The sequence below is a fragment of the Sphingomicrobium nitratireducens genome (assembly GCF_026157035.1).
GTDB classification, from domain to species: domain Bacteria; phylum Pseudomonadota; class Alphaproteobacteria; order Sphingomonadales; family Sphingomonadaceae; genus Sphingomicrobium; species Sphingomicrobium nitratireducens.
This window is the reverse complement of the sequence record NZ_JANJZA010000001.1, coordinates 529905-546331: the sequence shown is the minus strand read 5'-3', so window position 1 is coordinate 546331 and position 16427 is coordinate 529905. Positions and strand designations below refer to the sequence as shown.

Sequence of the window (16427 nt, the reverse complement as noted above, 5' to 3'; positions counted from 1 at the left end):
GACATTAATCGGAAACGGCGGAATTCCGCCACCCTCATTCAAAGAAGACCCAGATCGCCACCGTCAGGATCGCGGCACCGGCGGCGATCCCGTAGGCGGCGATCCGGAGCCCGCCGCTATTGGGCGGATCGACATGGTTCGAGGACAGGCGCTTGATCGCGTGGCAGGCACGCCGCTGGGCGCTGATCACGACGACGATGGCCAACACCATGAAGAAGGTCGCGATGAGCCGCGGCAGCCAGGGCGGCTGGACTTCGCCGAAGATGGCGCGAAAACCGAGGCCGACGCCGATCGCGCCCATGCTCGCGCCCATCCAGCTCGCCATCGTCCGCTCGACCGCCATCAGCGTGCGATCCTCGGCAAGATCGGTCCGCTCCTCGGCCAGCTCCTGCTTGTCGACCGGTGTGCCGTCGCGTGCGCTCACAAAGACTCCCCTTTGGATGGAAACATGGACCTTGCCGATCCGTTACGTGACCATAACCAACAGGAGGGCCAGTCGTTGCGTTCGCATCCTTTCGCCTACGGGATTTTCGTCGTCTTCTGCGCACTGGGCTTTGGGGCTCGATGGGCGATCGGCAGCGTCTATTCGGCCGGCGAGGCGCTCCAGCTGGTCGATGCGCTGGCCTCCTCGGGCCTCTATCTCGGCTCGGCGAGCGCGACCGCGTCCGCGACGATCCTTGCGCTGATGCTGACGCTGACCGGCTTCATCCGGCGGGTCGATCAGGACTTCGACGAGGACGTGTGGTGTTCGGTCAAGCGCGTCGCGCAGGTCGCGACGACCTCGCTGATGGCGAGCCTCTTCCTTCTGCTTGCGCTGGTCTTCCCTATCGGCGAATTCGAGAAGTTGCCGGCCCAGTGGTATTTCTGGCTCTACAACATCCTGTTCGGCATCACCGTGCTGGTGATCGCGTTGCTCGCGATGACGGTGGCGCTGCTCTATTCGACCATCCGCGCGGTGATCCACGAGGTCACGCCCGACTTCTCGTCGGACGATGAGGATAGCGAATGAAGGCTGGTGCTGCCGGAGAGATTTGAACTCTCGACCTCTCCCTTACCAAGGGAGTGCTCTACCCCTGAGCTACGGCAGCATGCGCGGAGAACGGCGCGCCTATGACCATAGCGCCCTGTCCAAGTCAACCCGGCTTGGCAGTGCAAAAGCAATTATTTAGAGGCAGGTCATGACCGCCCCCAAGGACGACCCCAAAGACGACAGGGCCAGGCGGCTCGCCGAGGCTCTTCGCGCCAACCTGCGCCGCCGCAAGGCGCAGGCGCGCGGCGGCGCCGACGAGCCGAAAAAACCCGATTCGAAAGAGATTTAGAGCGGCGCGCAGGCGGCGACGAGCCAGTCGCGCTCCTCGCCTTCGAGCTGCGGCGCGATCTTCTCGACCACCTCGACATGATAGTCGTCGACCCACTGCCTTTCGGCCGGGGTCAGCAGCGACACATCGATCAGTCGCCGGTCGATCGGCGCGAAGGTCAGCGTCTCGAAGCCGAGCAGTTTCTTGTCGGCCTCGGGGGCCGCGCCCTCGACCTCGACCACGAGAACGAGGTTCTCGATGCGGATGCCGTATTCGCCCGCCTTGTAGTAGCCGGGTTCGTTCGAGAGGATCATGCCAGCCTTGAGGGGCTCGTCCGCGCCCGCATAGGCGCCGCCCGGGGGCGAGATGCGCTGCGGGCCTTCGTGGACCGCGAGGAAGGCGCCGACGCCGTGCCCGGTGCCGTGCCCGTAATCGAGCCCGACCTGCCACAGATATTGGCGCGCGAAGCTGTCGAGACGCCCGCCGCTGATGCCTTCGGGGAAGCGCGCGGTGGCGATCGCGATATGGCCCTTGAGCACGCGCGTGAAGCGGTCCTTCATCTCCGCACTCGGCTCGCCCACGATCACGGTGCGGGTGATGTCGGTCGTGCCATCGAGATACTGCCCGCCCGAATCCACGAGATAGATCGAGTTCATCTCGAGCTTATGGTTGCTGTCCTCGTTGACGCGGTAGTGCGGCAGCGCGCCGTTATGGCCCGCGCCCGAGATCGTGTCGAAGCTGAGGTCCTTGAGCTCGCCGGTTGCCTCGCGCAGCTCGTAGAGCTTGGCCGCGACCGACAGTTCGTCCTGCCCGCCCTTGGGCGCTTCCTCCTCGAGCCATTTGAGGAACTTGGCGATCACCGCGCCGTCGCGCGCCTGCGCGTCGCGGTGGCCCTGCACTTCGGCCTCGTTCTTGATCGCCTTGGGCAGCACCGCCGGGTCACGCCGCGCAAGCACGCGCGCCCCGCCCGCCTCGAGCGCCTGCTCGATCGCGGCGACCGAGCGATCGGGATCGACCGCGACCAGCTTGCCCTTGAATTCGCGCGTCAGGAACGCCTCGAAATCGCTGCGCTCGTGGATCCGGATCGCGCTGCCGAGGAAATTCCTGAGTTCTTCATCGACCTTGTCGCTCTCGACGAACAGGTCGGCGCTAGCATCGTCATGGACGATGAGGAACGCGAGCGCGACCGGCGTGTGGGTCACGTCCTTGCCCCTTATGTTGAGCGTCCAGGCGATCGAATCGAGTGCCGCGATCACGCTCGCGTCGGCTTTCTCGGACTTGAGCCAGTCGGCGATTTCCTTGCGCTTGCTCTCGCTGCTGCGCCCGGCGAGGTTCTGCGAATAGGGTTCGAGCCGCGCCTTGGACGGCTCGGGCCGTCCGGCCCAGACCGCGTCGATCGGGTTGCGCTCGACCGCGACCAGCTCGGCCTTGCCGGCCAGCGCCTTCGACGCCTGCTTGACCCACGCGCGCGTGTGCAGCCACGGATCGTAGCCGATCCGCCCGCCCTCGGGCGCGGTATCCTGCAGCCACTTGGCGATCGAGGTCTCGGGCACCGACTGGTAGGAGAAGAGGTCGCCGTCGACCTGGTCGCGCACCTGGATCGTGTAGCGCCCGTCGACGAAGATCGCCGCTTCCTCGGGTAGCACCGCCGCCGCGCCCGCCGATCCGTCGAAGCCGGTCAGCCAGGCCAGCCGCTGCGCGTAGCTTCCGACATATTCGGACATGTGTTCGTCGGTCAGCGGCACGACGAACCCGTCGAGCTGGTCGTTCCTGAGCTGCGCGCGCAGCGCGTCGAGGCGATCGGCATGGGTGGACATGAGTGACAAAACTCCTTTTCGCGGCCCCTTTAGCGATTCTTGGGGCTGGACGCGACCGTCTGCGAGGTTACACCTCTCGCCACACCAGAAGGAGTCTTCACGATGAAGCGTTCCACGCTGACGACCGCCGCCATGGCGGCCGCCCTTATCGCCTCCCCCGCTCTTGCCCAGAAAGACGACATGCTTCCCGATCCGCCCGTTGCCGAGCAGCGCCCCCACAGCTTCACCACCCACGGCATCACCGTCGAGGACCCTTACGCCTGGCTCAAGGACGCGAGCTACCCCAAGGTCGATGACGAAGACGTGCTCGATTATCTCAAGGCCGAGAACGCCTATTTCGAGGCCTGGAAGAAGCCGCACGAGGCGTTCATCGAGTCGCTCTTCGAGGAGATGAAGGCGCGCATCAAGGAGGACGACAAGACCGTTCCCATCAAGGACGGAGACTATCTCTACTGGTCCGAATTCGCGCCCGGCACGCAGTATCGCCTGTGGTACCGCAAGCCCGTCACCGGCAGCGACGCCGACATCAAGCCCGAAAACGGCACGCTCATCTACGACGAGAACAAGCAGGCCGAGGGGCTCGACTATTTCCGCCTCGGCGGCTTTGCGGTCAGCCCCGATGCGACCAAGATCGCGACCCTGACCGACAGCAACGGGTCGGAGCGCTTCGTCCTCAAGGTGCGCGACATCGCCACCGGCAAGGATCTCGAGACGATCACCGAAGTCGGCATCGGCCAGCCGGTATGGGCGGCAGGCTCCGACGGGCTCGTCTACACCGAGGTCAACGACAACTGGCGCAGCTACCGCGCGCTCTACCACTCGCTCGGCGCGAACCCGGCGGACGACAAGGTGATCTACGAGGAGACCGAGAACGTCGCCTTCTCGGTCGGCGTCGGCCAGACCACCGACGAGAAATACATCCTCATCGAGACCGGCGAGAACAGCTCGAACGAGGTCCGCTTCGTGCCGGCCGACAACCCGCTTGCCGAGCCCGTGCTGATCATGCGCCGCCGTCCCGACATCCAGTACGACGTCGACAGCGCGCACGGAAAATTGTGGATCGTCACCAACGACAACCACGTCAATTTCCGCCTCGCGGAGGCCGACCCGGCCAAGCCCGGCGTGTGGAACACTATCATCGCGGGGGCGGACGACTTCTACCTCCAGGGCGTCGACACGCATCGCGACCACATGCTCGTCGAGGGCCGCCGCGACGGGCTCGACCAGCTCTACCTGCGGCATTACGACACGGGCGAGATGGAGCGCGTGCCCTTCGAGGAGGCCGCCTATTCGGCGAGTTTCGCGGGCAATCCCGAATTCGCCCCCGCCTCGTATCGTGTCTCGTACAGCTCGATGGTCACGCCCGGCACGGTCTACGATTACCACCCCGAGGACGACCGGCTCGAGACGCTCAAGGTCCAGGAAATCCCGTCGGGCTACGATCCCACGCTCTACACCGTCGACCGGCTGATGATCGAAGCGCGCGACGGCGCCAAGGTCCCGGTCTCGGTGCTGCGCCGCAAGGACTTCCCGCTCGACCAGTCGGGCAAGCTGTTCGTCTACGGCTACGGTGCCTACGGCATCGCCATCCCGCCGAGCTTCTCGACCTCGAAGTTCAGCCTGGTCGATCGCGGCTTCGCCTACGCCATCGCGCACATCCGCGGCGGCGACGACATGGGTTACCAGTGGTTCCTCGACGGCAAGCTCAAGAAGCGCACCAACAGCTTCAACGACTTCGTCGACGTGACCAGGGGCCTGATCGAGGCGGGCTATGCCAAGCCTGGCATGGTCGCGGCCGAGGGCGGTAGCGCGGGCGGCGAGCTGATGGGCGCGGTGGTCAACCAGGCCCCCGAACTCTACGGCGCGGTCGCCGCGCACGTTCCCTTCGTCGACGTGCTCAACACGATGCTCGACGACACGCTGCCGCTGACGCCCGGCGAATGGAACGAGTGGGGCAACCCGATCACCGATCCGGACGCCTTCACGCTGATCCGCAGCTACAGCCCCTACGACAACGTCACCGCGCAGGACTATCCGGCGATGCTGATCACCGGCGGCCTCAACGATCCGCGCGTGACCTATTGGGAGCCGGCCAAGTGGACCGCCAAGCTGCGCGCCACCAAGACCGACGACAACCTGTTGCTCATGAAGATCAACATGGGCGCGGGCCACGGCGGCAAGTCGGGTCGCTGGAACCGGCTCTACGAAGTCGCCGAGGCGTACGGCTTCATCCTGACCCAGCTGGGCGGCGCCGACGAATGATCGCGTGGCTCGCGGCGCTGGTCGCCCTCCTCGTCCCTTCGGCGGCGAGCGCGACCGGCGCCCAGGTCACCCTGACGCGCCACGGCGACGACTGGGTCGCCCATTACGTCCTGCCTTCCGACGAGGAAGGCTGGTCGTTCCAGCGCTCGTCGACCATCGCGGGCACCGACCGCCCGTGGCGTCTCGCAAGCTGGACGCCGCACCCCGACGACGCGCGGCTCGCCCGGATCGGCGACGTCGACGTGCTGCTTCCGCCCGACGGTCGCGCCACCGTGCCGCGCGACGTGCGCATCGCCTTCCGCCCCTACGAAGGCGGCCTCAACGCGGACTATGCCCCCGCGCTCGCCTTCACCGACGGGGCGCTCGCCTTGTTCACCGGCCATTTTGACGTCCAGCCCTGGTCCCGCGCGGGCGGCCCGGACGAGGACCGAAGCTTCCATGCCTCGGTCTCGCTCGAGGCGCCGGGCGACACGATCCTCGTCGGCGGCACGACGCGGCGCGACCGCGCGCGTGTCGAGGGTGCCCCGACCTACGCCCTGCTCGGGGCGTCGACGCCCCTGTCGAGCGACTATCTGACCGCGTTCGTCGACCCCCAGCTTCCGGCGTGGCTGCGCGAGGAGCTGTTCGACTTCATGCCGCGCACGCTCGAACTCTACGCCGAGCGGATGGGGCCGCGCCGCGGGACGGCGAAGCCGACCGTGATGATCGACTGGGACGGCCCGACGCCAGGGCGCAACAGCCTCGGCGGATCGACCCTCGAAGGCCTCGTCGTGATGGCGATGGAGGGCGATGCGGTGCTCGATCGCAACCAGGACATGCTCGATCGCATCCACTGGTTCATCGCGCACGAAAGCGCCCATTTCTGGCTCGGCCAGACGGTCCAGTATGCGCAGGAGAAGGACGCCTGGATCATGGAAGGCGGGGCCGACCTCGCCGCCATCCGCGCCTCGCTCGACAGCGATCCGGCATATGACAGCGCGACCTGGCTGGCGCGCGCCTGGAACGACTGTCGCCAGACGCTCGCAGGAGGCTCGCTCGAGACCGCCCGCGAGCGCGGCGACTATCGCGGTCCCTACGCGTGCGGCGCGGTCCTCATGATGGGAGCGGAGAGCATCGAGACCGCGCGCGGCGGCGACTATTTCAGCTTCGTGCGCAGCCTGATCGAGCGCCATGACGACCCCGCGACAGGGGTGGACGGCGACGAATGGCTCGCGGCCTTCGCTAGGGCGGGTGCGAGCAGGCGGGCGGTCGATCTTGCGCGCGCCATCATCGAAGAGCCCGGCGATAACCCGGCCGCCCTCCTCGCCGATTTTGCCCGCGCGAGCGGAATCGTGACGCTGTTCCCGCCGCCGATCGCGACGCCCGACGCGCGATGACCCCCGTTTTCGAACTGCCGATCACCGCCGAGGCGCGCCACATCGACGAGCTCGGCCACGTCAACAATGCGGTCTGGGTGCAGTGGATCCAGGACGTCGCCGTCGCCCACTGGTCGAGTGTCGCCGAGCCATCCCACCAGGACGACTATGTGTGGGTCGTGGTGCGCCACGAGATCGACTATCTGCGCGCCGTCCACGAAGGCGAGACGGTCACCGCGCGCACCTGGGTGGGAGAGGCGCCACGCGGCGCGCGCTTCGCCCGCCACATGGAATTTCTCGGCGAGGACGGAAAGCCGCGCGTGCGCGCCCTTACCCAGTGGGCGATCATCGACCGGAAATCGGGCCGCCCGATCCGCGTGCCCGAAGAGGTGGTGAGACCGTTTCTTTCCCGCACCGATTGACGAACAGCCCGTTCGCGTTCCAATCTCCCGCTCCATGACGCGACCCGTCCTCTACGACTATTTCCGCTCGTCGGCCTGCTACCGCGTGCGCATCGGCCTCAACCTCAAGGGGGTCGACTATCACATGGAGAAGGTGAACCTCGTCGAGGGCGACCAGAAGGGCGAAGAGTATCGTGCGGTCAATCCGCAGGGCCTGGTTCCCGCGCTCCATGTCGAGGGCCACCCGGTGATGACCCAGTCGCTCGCCATCCTCGACTGGCTCGATGCGACCTATGGCGATCCGCCCTTCCTGCCCGGCGACAAGGACCAGCGGGTTCACGTCCTCGCCATGGCGACGCTGATCGCGTGCGACATCCACCCGCTCAACAATTTGCGCGTGCTCAGATATCTGCGCGCCGAACTGCGCTGCGCGGAAGCCGCCAAGGACGATTGGTACCGCCACTGGATCGAACAGGGCTTTGCCGCGCTTGAGGAAATGGCGCGTCCGCACGCCGGCGCCTACCTGTTCGGCGACCAGCCGACCCTCGCCGACATCTGCCTCGTGCCCCAGCTCTACAATGCGCGGCGCTTCTCGATCTCGGTCGCGGACTATCCGACGCTGCGGCGCGCCGACGAGACCGCGAGCGGCCATCCGGCCTTCGCCGCCGCCCACCCCGACAAGCAGGAGAGCCACGCATGACACGCGCCGAAGGCATGACCAGGGGTCTGGAAAACGCCGACCGGCTCGCCAGCGTCGAGGTCCCCTCGCTCGAGGGCAAGGTCAGCGACGAGGAATGGAAGGTCCGCGTCGATCTTGCCGCCGCCTACCGCCTGATCGCGCATTTCGGGTGGGACGATCTCATCTTCACGCATCTGTCCGCGCGCGTGCCGGGGCCCGAACATCATTTCCTGCTCAACCCCTACAACCTCACCTTCGACGAGATCACCGCGTCCTCGCTGGTCAAGGTCGACAAGGACGGGATGCCGGTGGGCGAGACCCCGTTCGCGACCAACCCTGCCGGCTTCACCATCCACAGCGCGCTCCACATGGGGGTCGAGGACGCCCATGCGGTGATGCACCTTCACACCGCCCACGGCATGGCGGTCAGCGCGCAGGAAGAAGGCCTGCTGCCCCTCACCCAGCACGCGATGCTGGTGCTGGGCGAGATCGCCTATCACGAATATGAAGGCGTCGCGGTCGACCATGACGAGCGCGAGCGCATCCTCGCCGATCTCGGCGACAAGTCGATGATGATCTTCCGCAACCACGGCACGCTCTCTACCGGCCGCACCGTGGGCGAATGCTTCCTCAAGCTCTTCTATCTCGAAAAGGCCTGTCAGGCGCAGGTGATGGCGCAGGCCGCCGCCTGTTCCGTGCCGCCGCAGGGCGCGCCCGAAGTCGCGGCGCAGCAGGGCATGGCCGGATTGCAGATCATCGCGGCCGTCAACTGGCAGGCGATGCTGCGCAAGGCCTACCGGCTCGACCCCTCTTTCGCGACCTGAACTAGCTGGCCAGCGCGCCGCGCAACTGGTCGACGACGCTCTTGAGGTGCAGCCGGTCGGTTTCGCTCTCGGCCTCGGTGAAGAAGTCGCGGCGCGGGCCGGCCCCGTCGTCCCACTCGACCGCCAGCACCCAGCCGCCCTCCTCGACGATGAGGTTGGACAGGCCGTGGATCAGCGACGTGCGGCGGCGATAGAGCGCCATGAAGGTTTCGAGCGCGCCGTAGCCGGCATCGTCTTCGCCCAGATGTGCCGCGAGCTGCTGCGCGCGTTCGCTGGTGTGGAGCGGAATCTTGCCCTCGCCCTGGCGGCGCCGCAGCGCCTTGGCGATCAGCATCTCGCCGCGCGCGAACAGGTCGACCATCGCGCCCCGCCACTGATTGGCGTCGCTGAGCGCTGCGTTGCGCAGGCTCGGGGGTTCAATGGCAAACGGCGCGTTCATGACACCTGCCTACAACCAAATCATAAAAAAATGCTTATCCGCGGGGGCGATCCCCAACGCTGCCGACGTCGATCCACAGCGCGCGCGCAAGGGCGATCGCATGGCCCGCCTCGTCGTGGATCACGCTTCCCGCATGATATTTGCGCCCCTCATGCTCGAGCGGCCAGGCCGTCACGGTGAGCTTTTCGCCCGGCGCGATGGGCCGTTCGATCCTGACCGCGAACCCGGCGAGCAGCGCGGTCCGGTGTGTCCGCCCGAGCGCGAAATAGGTCGGACAGTCGAGCGCGGCATAGACGTAGCGTGTGCGCACGTGCCCGTCGGACCCGGCAAGATCCTCGTTCGGCACCCAATCCGCCACCGACACGTCTCGGTGCGTGCTCTCGCCCGCGAAGATGCACAGGGCGTCCTCGGGGTCGCGGTCGATGCCGCAGACGAAACAGTTGGGGGCCATATGCTCGTCGGCCCCGGGAAAGCGCCCGCTCGCCACCTCGATCTCCTCTTCGGTCGGCTTGGCGGGAATTGGATCGAGGTCGAGCGGCTTGCCGAGCGGTTCGGCCTCGACCAGCACGCGCCCGTCCTTGAGCAGCCGCGCGATGCCGTCCTCGACTTCGAGGTGGAGATCGGTTTCGAGCGGGGTCGGCGCGTGGAGGCGGCACTTGGTCGGCCCGCCCACCGCCTCGGACACCAGCCCGGCGACATAGCCGCCATTGCCGATCCCGTCGGGACCGGTGAAGCGCCGCGACACGCGGATCGGATCGTCCTTGTGCATCGAGGCGTTACTGCCACGAACCACCTCAAAAGGAAACGGACACGCCATGAACATCCTCATCGTCCTCACCAGCCACGACAAGCTCGGCGATACCGGCGAGAAGACCGGCTTCTGGCTCGAGGAGCTGGCCGCTCCCTATTACGCGCTCAAGGATGCCGGCCACGATCTCGTCCTCGCGAGCCCGAAGGGCGGCCAGCCCCCGCTCGATCCCAAGTCGGACGCCCCGGACGCGCAGACCGAGGACACCAAGCGCTTCAAGGACGATCCCGAGGCGCAGGCCCGGCTCGCCACTACGCGGCTCCTGTCGGACGTCTCGCTCGACGAGTATGACGCGATCTTCTTCCCGGGTGGCCATGGCCCGCTGTGGGACCTCGCGCAAAGCGTGCGCGTGAAGGAATTGATCGAAGGCGCGCTGGCGGCGCAGAAACCGGTCGGACTTGTCTGTCACGCGCCCGCGATCCTCAAGAACGTCTGCGCTGCCGACGGCGGCCCGCTGGTCAAGGGCCGTAAGGTCACGGGTTTCACCAATGCCGAGGAAGAGGCGGTCGGGCTGACCGATGTGGTGCCTTTCCTGCTCGAGGATGCGCTCAAGGAGCAGGGTGCCGACTTCAGCGAGGCCGGCGTCTTCCAGCCGCACGTGGTGACCGACGGACTGCTTGTGACGGGCCAGAACCCACCCTCGAGCGCGCCGACCGCCGAGGCGCTGATGCGCGTGCTCGAAAAGGAAAAGGCGTCCGAAGACGCCTAGAGGAAAATGGTCGGGGAGAGAGGATTCGAACCTCCGGCCCCTGCCTCCCGAAGACAGTGCTCTACCAGGCTGAGCTACTCCCCGACTTTTGCTCGGATGCGGAACCGCGTGCGGACCGGGGCAAGGGCGAGGGCCTGTTAGCCGCGCGCCCCTCGCGATGCAAGCCGCAAAAGCTCAATGGCCCAGGATGCGCAGCATCTCGGCGGGATCGACGATTTTCTCTCTCGGGGAGCCGGCGCGCGCGGCAGCTTCCTCGGCCGCCTCGATCTTGCGCCAGTCGGTGAAGCTGGTCGCGGCCACGTCGCGCTCGCACAAGAGCGAATCGAGCCCCTCGCCGCCTGCCTTGCCGCCGTCCGAACCGACCGCCATCGCTTCCTCGATCTGAGACGCGACATCGTAGCCGTCGGGACGGTTGGTGCCGATCGTGCCGGTCGGCCCGCGCCGCGCCCAACCGACCGCGAAAAAGCCTTCGTCGATCCGCCCCTCGTCATTCTCGTAGCGGCCCTTGGCGTGGTCGTAGGGGACGCCCGGGATGTGTGGGCTCGAATAGCCGATGCAACTCACCACCAGCCCCGAAGGCACGTCGTAGGTCTTGCCCGTGCCGACGCACTTGCCCCCCTCGACCCGCGTTTCCTCGACCACGACCCGCTCCGCCTTGCCGTCGCCCTCGATCCTGAGCGGGCGCGCGAAGAAGTCGAACACGACCGTTTTCCGCTTCTCCTGAGGCTCGGCCGCGAACTGGCGCAGCAAGCCAACCGATTTTGCCAGCCCGCGATCCTCGAGCGCCTCGTCCGTCTCCGCGGGCGGAAGGTCCGCCGCATCGACATCGGGTGCGGCCTCCTCGAGACGGCCCAGTTCGCCCAGCTCCTTGGGCGTCATCGCGATCTGGTGCGGCCCGCGACGCGCAAGGATGGTGATCGTCTCGATACTCGATCCCATCAGGCGCTCGAGCGCGTGGCCGACAATGTCCGAACCTTCGAATTCGACCCTGGTTTTCGACAGGATGCGCGCCACGTCGAGCGCTACATTGCCCGCCCCGATGACCACCGCATGACCCGCATCGAGCGGCGGATCGAGGTCGGCGAAGTCGGGGTGGCCGTTATACCAGCCGACGAACGCCGCCGAACCGACCACGCCTGCAAGTTCTTCGCCCGGAATGCCGAGCTTGCGGTCGTGCGGCGCGCCGGTTGCCATGACCACCGCGTCGTAGAGCCCGCGCAGCTCCTCGACCGAGACCGCATCGCCCACCGCGACATTGCCGACGAAGCGCACATTCTCGCTCTCGGCGACCTTCTCGTAGCGCCCCGAGACCTTCTTGATCGACTGGTGGTCGGGCGCGACCCCGAAACGGATCAGGCCGTAGGGAACGGGCAGCTTGTCGATGATGTCGATGCGCGCGCTGTCGCCATAGGCCTTGGCCAGCGCCTCGGCCGTGTAGAACCCGGCCGGCCCCGAACCGACGATCGCGAAATGCCGCATCAAGCCCACTCCCGCTGTTGGTTGCGGGAAAGGCTAGGCCATCGCCGCGCGCGCGCCTAGTCCTCGCTGCGATCTTCGAGCAGCAGGTCGTCCCCGCGCGAGCGCAGCATCGCCTCGATAGGTCCTGCAAACAATGCGAGCATGCCCGGCAATTCGATCCGGCAGTGGACGTTCTTCTCTTGCACGTCGATCAGCGCATTGACCTCCTGGCCCATTGCGCCGACGACAAGCTTGAGCCGGTCGCCCTCCCAGTCCGCCTTCACGTCCGCCACCCCGCCCGGGATATGGTCGGACAGGGTGTGCATGTTGCCGGAGATCCGGCGCTTGGCTTCGTCGCGACCCAGCTGGTGCGGAAGGTCGACTTCAATCGGTCGTTGCATGGGGGTAATGTGTTGGTGCGCGGGAGCCTTTGCAACCGCCATTCGTCGAAAGCGAGATGATGCGTCTTCTGGTCCTGTTCCTCGCCGCCCTGTTCCTCGCGGCCCCCGCCCCCGCACAGCGCAAGGTCGACTGGCACTGGCCGGCGAGCGACTATGTCGAGCCCGGCCAGGACGAAATCGGCTTCGCGCGCTGGCTGAGGAGCGATCCCGCCAACTGGCGCGAGTTCAAGCGGTTCGAAAGCTTCCTCATCGCGCAAGGCGTCGCGGACGTCGTGCCCAGCTGGCAGCTGACCCGCACCGCGAGCGACTGGCGCAAGTGCAATGCGTCCGCGTTCGAGGTGCCGCCCGAAACCTTCTGGGTGAACATCGTGCGGACGCTACGGTTTACCAAGAATTCGGTGCTGCCCACGACCGGCGATCTCGACGCGGTGTCGGTCTATCGCAACCCCCACCTCAACAGCTGCGCGGGCGGCAGTGCGCGCTCGGCGCACCGCAGCAACTTCGCGATCGATTTCGTGCCGCGCTGGAATTTCGAGCGCGGCGACCTGATGCGCCGTCTGTGCGCGGTCCATCGCCGCGACGGCCAGCCGCTCGAGATCGGCTTCGGATTCTACCAGGGTATCCGCTTCCATCTCGACAATGCGGGCTATCGCCTGTGGGGGATCGATCCCGAATTGGGCGGCGCGCATTGCCGCCTGGCGCTGGCCGCCCGCGAGGCTGCGCGCGACGCGCAAGCTCCCTGAACCCCACCCCCGGTCGAAAGTCCGATTGATTCCGGCTCGCGGCGCTTTAGCGTCGTTGGCGAACAGCAACTCTCTCCCGAGGTCAATTCCATGCGTTTTCTTGCAGCCGCGCTCGTCGCCCTGTCGGCCACCAGTGCGATCGCCGAAGTCCCGTCGTTTTCCGCCGACCGAATCGAGGCCGATGTCGCCTTTCTCGCCGACGATGCGCTCGAGGGGCGCGAGGCGGGCACGCGAGGCTACGACCTCGCCGCCCTGTTCGTCGAAAGCCGGATGCGCGCCCTTGGCCTCAAGCCCTCGGGCGATCCGGGCTCCTATCTGCAGAAGGTCAATTTCGTCCGTTACCGCGAGAACGAGGACGTCGCGCGCACGATGACTATCGGCGACAAGGTCATCGAGAATCGCGACGGCGTTCTCGTCGGTTCGAGCCCGCTCCATCTCGATATCGACGGCAGCGCGCCCGCCGTGTTCGTCGGGCGCGGCCTGGTCGATCCGACCTTCGGATACGACGACTACGAAGGCCTTGATGTCGAGGGCAAGATCGTGGTCACCGTGCAGGACATCCCGGAAGAACTTCCTGCCGACGTCGCCGCGCACTTGCGCAACTCCACGTCGGTCAATGCCGCCAAGCGCGGAGCGATCGGCATGGTGTCGCTATGGACGCCCGCGCGCGAGAAACGCTTCGCGTTCGAACGCATGACGAAGGGCGGCGGTCGCGACCGCATGACGCTCGCCGATGCCGACGGCAAGGCGGTCGAACGCGCCCCAGAACTGGTCATCGGCGGCGTCATTTCGGGCGACACCGCGCCACTCCTGTTCGAAGGCAGCGGGCACACGTGGGACGAGATCGTCGAAGCGCTCGAAAAGGGCACCGAACTGCCCCGCTTCGCGCTGTCCAAGTCGATCGGCACGCGCGCCGCGACCCTCGTCGAACCCGTCTCCAGCCACAACGTCATCGGCATGATCGAAGGCAGCGATCCGGTCCTGAAGAACGAGGTCGTCCTCCTCACGGCCCATCTCGATCATCTCGGCGTGCGCGAGCGGCGCGAGGACGACGAGGAAGGCGCGGATCTCATCTTCAACGGTGCGATGGACAATGCCAGCGGCGTGGCGACCATGCTCGAAGCCGCGCGCGCGTTCGCGACGAGCGACAAGCGGCCGCGTCGAAGCGTCGCGTTCGCCGCGCTGACCGGCGAGGAGAAGGGCCTCCTGGGCGCCGAGCATCTCGCCTCGAACCTCCCGTTCGACGAAGGCATGAAGCTGGTCGGCACGGTCAATCTCGACATGCCCATCCTGACCTACGACTACGACGACATCGTCGTGTACGGCGCGGACCACTCGACGCTCATCAAGGCGGTCGAGAAGGCGGTCGCCGAGGTCGGCGTGAAGGTCGTCCCCGACCCCCAGCCGCAGCAGGGCTTCTTCGTGCGTTCGGACCATTACCGCTTCGTCCAGAAGGGCTATCCGGCGGTCTCCTTCGATCCCGGCCCGGGCGGAGACGGGGCCGAGAAGAGCGAGGATTTCCTCGAGCATCACTATCATGAGGAAAGCGACGACATGTCGCTTCCCATCGACTGGGAAGCCGGCGCCAAGTTCGCGCGGATGAACTACCTCATCGCGCGCGAGATGGCAGACGCGGACGAGGCGCCGCTGTGGTATGCCGACAGCTTCTTCGGCAACGCGGTCGCGCCCGACGCGCCCAAGGCTGAGCGCTAGGGCAAGCGGGCGGCGGCCCTACTGGCCGCCGCCCTTGCCCGCCCGCTCGACATTGTTCTCGGCCCCGCCCAGCGTCGGCCTCGGCGGCAGCACCCACACGGGCAACCGCATCCGGAACCGGCGCGGATCCGCCGTCGGACTGCCCGACGCCGCCTCGGGATCGGGATTGACGACCAGCCCGCCAGTGTCGAACTTGAGCCGCGGCGCCTCCGAGATTCCGTCAGGATCGCCCGGGTTGATCAGGATGACGCCGACCTGGACTTTCTTGCGCGATTCCAGCGCCTTCTGCATCTGCCGCCGACAAATATCGAGGCTGAGAGGGCAGAATTTCCCGCCGCCATTGGCGTCCGAGGGCTGGTACCCTTCGAGATAAGGATTGGGCGGCGGCACATCCCCCGAATCCGTATCCGTATCCGTATCGGTGTCAGCGTCGGCTTCCTCGCGTTGCCGTTCGCGTTCGGCTTCGCGCCTCTCTCTCAGCTCCTGGCTCTCTTTCTCGATGCGCCTGTCGTGTTCCTCGCGCGTCTCGCGGCGAACTTCCACATGGCCGTCCTTGTCCATGTTCTTGGTCGTCACGGTGCCGTTGCCATTGTCGTAGAAGACGGTTCGGCGGCTCGTGATCACGCCGTCGCGCTCGATCCGGCCGGTCGACTCGATATTTCCGTCCGGGCGATAGTGCACCGAGTAGGATCCATACACCGTCTGGTCCCAGCTCTCCGCTTCCCAGGTCCAGCCATTCTCGAACTTGGTGACGACGGCGGTACCGACGATGTCACCGTCGATGATCCACAGGTCGGCGGGCTGCGTGACCCCGTCGCCCGATGCGATCCCGCCGAACGAGGGGAAGGCTGAGACGAAGTCGTTGCCGGGCCAGTTGCCCGGGTCCAACAGGTTCGGCACCAGTCCGTTGGGGCCGATTCCACCCGGTGTCACCAGACCCGGCACGAACTCGATCGCATCGATGTTGAGGCCTGCATAGTCGACCAGCTCGGCCAGCTCGCGAAACGCGCGCGCGGCGTCCGCGTCGCGGATCGCCGCCGACCCTTCGGCGAAGGCGTCGTTGCGCTTGTCGAGCGTGGCAAGGTGCGCCGTAACGGCGCGCTGGATGCCGCCGACGTCTTGGAATCCCTCGATCAGCGCACCCGACTGCTCCAGTGCCGCATAGTCGACCTGCGTATCGCTCGGCGGCGCTTCGTCCTTTTGCTGGCAGGCTGCTAGCATCGTGACGGCGACTGCCGCGAGGAGGCTCTTGCGCATGGTGTTCTCCGATCGTCCCCAACCAAACGGCAAGCGTACACCAATCTGCACTCTTAAAGTAGGTTAAGATTCGGTCCTGAAAAGCCACGAAAAACGCCATTCCTTTTCAGAGAGATGAAGGGAAAGATAACGGCTTGGCGGTGCGCGTCGGTGGGAATGTCGCCGATCGGTCGGCGGGCGTTGGTGGTGAGTCGCACTCGCGCCATCACACCCCTTGTGTTGCCCGCCTAACACACCATATGTCGTGCAAACGCACAGAATTT

The 16427-nt window shown here is 66.4% G+C and carries 17 protein-coding genes and 2 tRNA genes; 10 read left to right on the top strand and 9 right to left on the bottom strand.

The window, feature by feature from the left end; translation table 11 throughout:
- Nucleotides 1-34: 34 nt before the first annotated feature.
- Nucleotides 35-424, bottom strand: coding sequence for a YidH family protein (locus NNY25_RS02720; RefSeq protein ID WP_265569817.1), 390 nt, complete (start codon nt 422-424; stop codon nt 35-37).
- A gap of 75 nt (nt 425-499) precedes the next feature.
- Between NNY25_RS02720 and NNY25_RS02715 the strand changes: the two genes are divergently transcribed.
- Complete coding sequence (locus NNY25_RS02715; protein ID WP_265569816.1) at nt 500-1009, top strand: hypothetical protein; 510 nt, start codon at nt 500-502, stop codon at nt 1007-1009.
- Between the two features lie 4 nt (nt 1010-1013).
- Here NNY25_RS02715 and NNY25_RS02710 read toward each other — a convergent pair.
- Nucleotides 1014-1088 (bottom strand) — tRNA-Thr (locus NNY25_RS02710).
- 90 nt (nt 1089-1178) lie between these two features.
- Between NNY25_RS02710 and NNY25_RS02705 the strand changes: the two genes are divergently transcribed.
- A complete protein-coding gene (locus NNY25_RS02705) occupies nt 1179-1319 on the top strand; it encodes a hypothetical protein (RefSeq protein ID WP_265569815.1) in 141 nt (46 codons plus the stop codon).
- Here NNY25_RS02705 and NNY25_RS02700 read toward each other — a convergent pair.
- Nucleotides 1316-3115 (bottom strand): aminopeptidase P family protein, encoded by a 1800-nt coding sequence (locus NNY25_RS02700; RefSeq protein ID WP_265569814.1) that lies wholly within the window; start codon nt 3113-3115, stop codon nt 1316-1318. The two genes, NNY25_RS02705 and NNY25_RS02700, sit on opposite strands and share 4 nt — an antisense overlap.
- Before the next feature lie 132 nt (nt 3116-3247).
- Here NNY25_RS02700 and NNY25_RS02695 point away from each other — a divergent pair, with 132 nt between their 5' ends.
- From NNY25_RS02695 to NNY25_RS02675, 5 genes are read left to right on the top strand one after another with little or no spacing between them, the layout of a single operon-like run.
- A complete protein-coding gene (locus tag NNY25_RS02695) occupies nt 3248-5377 on the top strand; it encodes a S9 family peptidase (RefSeq protein WP_420854347.1) in 2130 nt (709 codons plus the stop codon).
- Nucleotides 5374-6753 carry a M1 aminopeptidase family protein gene (locus NNY25_RS02690; RefSeq protein WP_265569813.1) on the top strand — a complete coding sequence of 460 codons (1380 nt, stop codon included), beginning with the start codon at nt 5374-5376 and terminating at the stop codon, nt 6751-6753. Before NNY25_RS02695 ends, NNY25_RS02690 begins: the two co-directional genes overlap by 4 nt.
- On the top strand, nt 6750-7154 hold the full coding sequence (locus NNY25_RS02685; RefSeq protein WP_265569812.1) for an acyl-CoA thioesterase: 405 nt from the start codon (nt 6750-6752) through the stop codon (nt 7152-7154). Before NNY25_RS02690 ends, NNY25_RS02685 begins: the two co-directional genes overlap by 4 nt.
- A gap of 34 nt (nt 7155-7188) precedes the next feature.
- Nucleotides 7189-7833 (top strand): maleylacetoacetate isomerase, encoded by a 645-nt coding sequence (gene maiA, locus NNY25_RS02680; protein WP_265569811.1) that lies wholly within the window; start codon nt 7189-7191, stop codon nt 7831-7833.
- Entirely contained in the window at nt 7830-8636 is an 807-nt protein-coding gene (locus tag NNY25_RS02675; protein ID WP_265569810.1) for a class II aldolase/adducin family protein, read from the top strand. Before maiA ends, NNY25_RS02675 begins: the two co-directional genes overlap by 4 nt.
- Nucleotide 8637: 1 nt before the next feature.
- Here NNY25_RS02675 and NNY25_RS02670 read toward each other — a convergent pair whose 3' ends face one another.
- Complete coding sequence (locus tag NNY25_RS02670; protein ID WP_265569809.1) at nt 8638-9075, bottom strand: hypothetical protein; 438 nt, start codon at nt 9073-9075, stop codon at nt 8638-8640.
- A gap of 34 nt (nt 9076-9109) precedes the next feature.
- On the bottom strand, nt 9110-9844 hold the full coding sequence (locus tag NNY25_RS02665; protein ID WP_265569808.1) for a hotdog family protein: 735 nt from the start codon (nt 9842-9844) through the stop codon (nt 9110-9112).
- A 46-nt stretch (nt 9845-9890) separates the two neighbouring features.
- On the opposite strand from NNY25_RS02665, the gene NNY25_RS02660 reads away from it, so the two are divergent.
- Nucleotides 9891-10592 (top strand): type 1 glutamine amidotransferase domain-containing protein, encoded by a 702-nt coding sequence (locus NNY25_RS02660; RefSeq protein WP_265569807.1) that lies wholly within the window; start codon nt 9891-9893, stop codon nt 10590-10592.
- Between the two features lie 7 nt (nt 10593-10599).
- Here the strand turns inward: NNY25_RS02660 and NNY25_RS02655 are convergent.
- The 3 genes from NNY25_RS02655 to NNY25_RS02645 form a co-directional block, all read right to left on the bottom strand.
- A tRNA-Pro gene (locus NNY25_RS02655) sits at nt 10600-10676 on the bottom strand.
- Nucleotides 10677-10766: 90 nt separating this feature from the next.
- The gene (locus NNY25_RS02650; RefSeq protein ID WP_265569806.1) at nt 10767-12071 is read right to left on the bottom strand and encodes an FAD-dependent oxidoreductase; all 1305 of its coding nucleotides are present in this window, start codon (nt 12069-12071) and stop codon (nt 10767-10769) included.
- A gap of 56 nt (nt 12072-12127) precedes the next feature.
- Nucleotides 12128-12451: a polyhydroxyalkanoic acid system family protein gene (locus NNY25_RS02645; protein WP_265569805.1), complete on the bottom strand. Its 324-nt coding sequence runs from the start codon at nt 12449-12451 to the stop codon at nt 12128-12130.
- Nucleotides 12452-12510: 59 nt separating this feature from the next.
- Here NNY25_RS02645 and NNY25_RS02640 point away from each other — a divergent pair, with 59 nt between their 5' ends.
- Nucleotides 12511-13194, top strand: a complete 684-nt coding sequence (locus NNY25_RS02640) for a hypothetical protein (RefSeq protein WP_265569804.1) — start codon at nt 12511-12513, stop codon at nt 13192-13194.
- 90 nt (nt 13195-13284) lie between these two features.
- Complete coding sequence (locus tag NNY25_RS02635) at nt 13285-14907, top strand: M28 family metallopeptidase (RefSeq protein WP_265569803.1); 1623 nt, start codon at nt 13285-13287, stop codon at nt 14905-14907.
- Nucleotides 14908-14925: 18 nt separating this feature from the next.
- Here NNY25_RS02635 and NNY25_RS02630 read toward each other — a convergent pair whose 3' ends face one another.
- The gene (locus tag NNY25_RS02630) at nt 14926-16164 is read right to left on the bottom strand and encodes a lipoprotein (RefSeq protein WP_265569802.1); all 1239 of its coding nucleotides are present in this window, start codon (nt 16162-16164) and stop codon (nt 14926-14928) included.
- Nucleotides 16165-16427: the final 263 nt, after the last annotated feature.